Below are 1,632 nucleotides of genomic sequence, written 5' to 3'. Positions count from 1 at the left end.
AGCCGTACCCGGGCGGGGGCGGCGGGGCCTGGCCCGGCTGTTGGGCCCAGGGCGCGCCCGGTGCGGGCTGGGCGCCGCCCGGCTGGCCGCCCTGCTGCGGGTAGCCGTAGGGGTACGGCTGGCCGTACGGCGGCTGGGGCTGCAGACCGGCCTGCGGCGGCTGCCCGTAGGCGGGCGCCGGGGGCTGTGGCTGGGGCTGCTGCTGGTGGTGGTTCTGCTGCCAGCCGGCCTGCTGCGCGGCGGCCTGCTGCGCCCGGATGACGTCCTCGCCGACCAGGGTGGCCAGGTCGAAGTAGGCCTCGCGGACCTTGGGCCGCATCATGTCGAGGTTGACCTCGGCGCCGGCCGCCAGGCTCTCGTCGAACGGCACCACGACCACGCCCCGGCAGCGGGTCTGGAAGTGCGCGACGATGTCCTCGACCTTGATCATCTTCGCCGTCTCGCGGACCCCGGAGACCACCGTGATGGACCGCTGCACCAGGTCGGCGTAGCCGTGCGCGGAGAGCCAGTCCAGGGTGGTGGAGGCGGACGAGGCGCCGTCCACGCTGGGCGTGGAGACGATGATCAGCTGATCGGCGAGGTCCAGCACCCCGCGCATCGCGCTGTAGAGCAGGCCGGTGCCGGAGTCGGTCAGGATGATCGGGTACTGGCGGCCCAGCACCTCGATGACCTGGCGGTAGTCCGAGTCGTTGAAGGTGGTCGACACGGCCGGGTCGACATCGTTCGCCAGGATCTCCAGGCCCGAGTGCAGGTCCTGCGAGGTGAACTGACGGATGTCCATGTAGCTGCGCAGGTGCGGGATGGCCGTCACCAGGTCGCGGATGGTGGCGCCGGTCTGCCGCTTGACCCGGCGGCCGAGGGTGCCGGCGTCCGGGTTGGCGTCGATCGCGATCACCTTGTCCTGGCGCTCGCTGGCCAGCGTCGCGCCGAGGGCGGTGGTGGTCGTGGTCTTGCCGACACCGCCCTTGAGGCTGATCACCGCGATCCGGTAGCAGCTGAGCACCGGGGTGCGGATGATCTCCAGCTTGCGGGCCTTCTCGGCGGCCGCCGCCTTGCCGCCGAACTGGAAGCGCGGCTGCTGGCGCTGCTGCTTCGGCTGGCTGCGCAGCAGCCGGTCGGAGGACAGCTCGACGGCGGCGGTGTAGCCGAGCGGCGCGCCGTGGGCGGTCTGCTGCGGGGTGCCGGCCTGCTGGAAGGCGGCGGGCGCGGCCGGCGGCTGGCCCCACTGCGGAGGGCCGGGCTGGGGCTGGGCGGGCTGCTGGTAGGCGTTGGGCTGCGGCCAGCCGCCCGCGCGCGGATCGGCGGCGGGGGGAACGGCCTGGCCCGGCTGGGGCTGACCGGACGGCTGCTGAGCGGGTGGCTGCTGACCGGGTGGGGCCTGCTGGGCGGCCCAGGCGGCGGCCGGGTCCTGCGGGTAGGGCTGCGGCTGGCCCGGCGCCCCCGGGTAGGGCTGGGGCTGAGCCGGGCCCGGGTACGGCTGGGGCGCCGACGGGTCGGCCGGCGGCCAGCCGTAGCTCGCGGCGGGGCCGGGCGCGGGTGCGGGCGCGGGTTCGGCGGCCGGAGCGGGAGCCGGGGCGGCGTGCGGCACGGCGGAGGCCTCGGCTTGCGGGTACGGCGCCTCCCCGGGAGCAC

1 protein-coding gene is annotated in these 1,632 nt (G+C 75.7%); it reads right to left on the bottom strand.

Annotation, left to right across the window (positions count from 1 at the left end; genetic code table 11):
* Window positions 1–1,632, bottom strand: a 1,632-nt coding sequence (locus ABD308_RS32350; RefSeq protein WP_344343025.1) for a MinD/ParA family ATP-binding protein, incomplete at both ends; no start/stop codon positions are given.

The sequence above is a fragment of the Kitasatospora putterlickiae genome (assembly GCF_039527695.1).
Taxonomy (GTDB): domain Bacteria; phylum Actinomycetota; class Actinomycetes; order Streptomycetales; family Streptomycetaceae; genus Kitasatospora; species Kitasatospora putterlickiae.
Note: the sequence above shows the minus strand (reverse complement) of the source record. Positions and strands in the feature narration are given on the sequence as shown.